This is a genomic window from Paraburkholderia sp. BR14320 (assembly GCF_040948665.1).
GTDB classification, from domain to species: Bacteria; Pseudomonadota; Gammaproteobacteria; order Burkholderiales; family Burkholderiaceae; genus Paraburkholderia; species Paraburkholderia youngii.
The window spans coordinates 1-820 of sequence record NZ_JBFPKG010000222.1 but is presented as its reverse complement, the minus strand read 5'-3'; the positions used below and the strand labels follow the sequence as shown (position 1 = coordinate 820).

The 820-nt window shown below is 57.4% G+C and carries 2 pseudogenes; one reads left to right on the top strand and one right to left on the bottom strand.

Annotation, left to right across the window (positions count from 1 at the left end):
• Positions 1-132: 132 nt before the first annotated feature.
• Positions 133-552: pseudogene (locus AB3X89_RS40010) on the top strand (ATP-binding protein); the annotation flags it as partial.
• A gap of 142 nt (positions 553-694) precedes the next feature.
• Here the strand turns inward: AB3X89_RS40010 and AB3X89_RS40005 are convergent.
• Positions 695-820 (bottom strand): annotated as a pseudogene (locus AB3X89_RS40005) (IS6 family transposase); the annotation flags it as partial.

Sequence of the window (820 nt, the reverse complement as noted above, 5' to 3'; positions counted from 1 at the left end):
GGACAGATGAAATGTGCGGGCAAAGACCCGTCGTCTGCTTCCCAGCAGTTTTACTCCCTTGTGTCATAAGCAATACTTATCATATCGACATTTCTCGTCCCGACACCCTTACTGCAACAGAACCCGCGCACCAGCGAACTCGTCCAGAAGCTGCAGGCAGCACGCCAGAGCTTGCAGTTGCCTTCAGCACTGGCCAAGCTCGACCGCTTCGACCTCATCGCCCTCGATGACCTGTCGTACGCTCGCAAGGACCAAGCCGAGACCAGCGTGCTGTTCGAACTGATTGCCGAGAGGTACGAGCGTAAAAGTCTTCTAATAACGGCCAATCAGCCGTTCTCGGGCTGGAATGACGTGTTCCCTGACCCCGGCATGACGGTCGCCGCTATCGACCGTCTTGTGCATCACTCGACGATCTTCGAGCTCAACGTTCCAAGCTACCGCCGCCGCCAGGCCGGCGATAAACAGAACGCGCGGCGGCGTCAATTACACGACGACAACCCAGCCAACCCGTTTAGTGGCCAGTCGCCTGACGACGGCGACGTTACGCAGTAGCGGTGAGCGTCAACTACACCATCACGCAACGACAACTACGAAGGAGGAGCACGCTAAATATGACCTGATCCCAACGACAACTACCCCGTTGACCGGCCAAAATAGTTGTCGCTGACCGGGCGCGCTGCTTGACGCTCTCTAGCAAACTCAGCGAATAGGCCACGTACCATCGCACGCACAGCAAAATCACTTCAAGCGGGTAGTGAAGGCGCTTCAGGACCTTGGCCAGGCCCGGCGCGAGTGTGGTTCGCGGTGTCTTCGTCTTCTT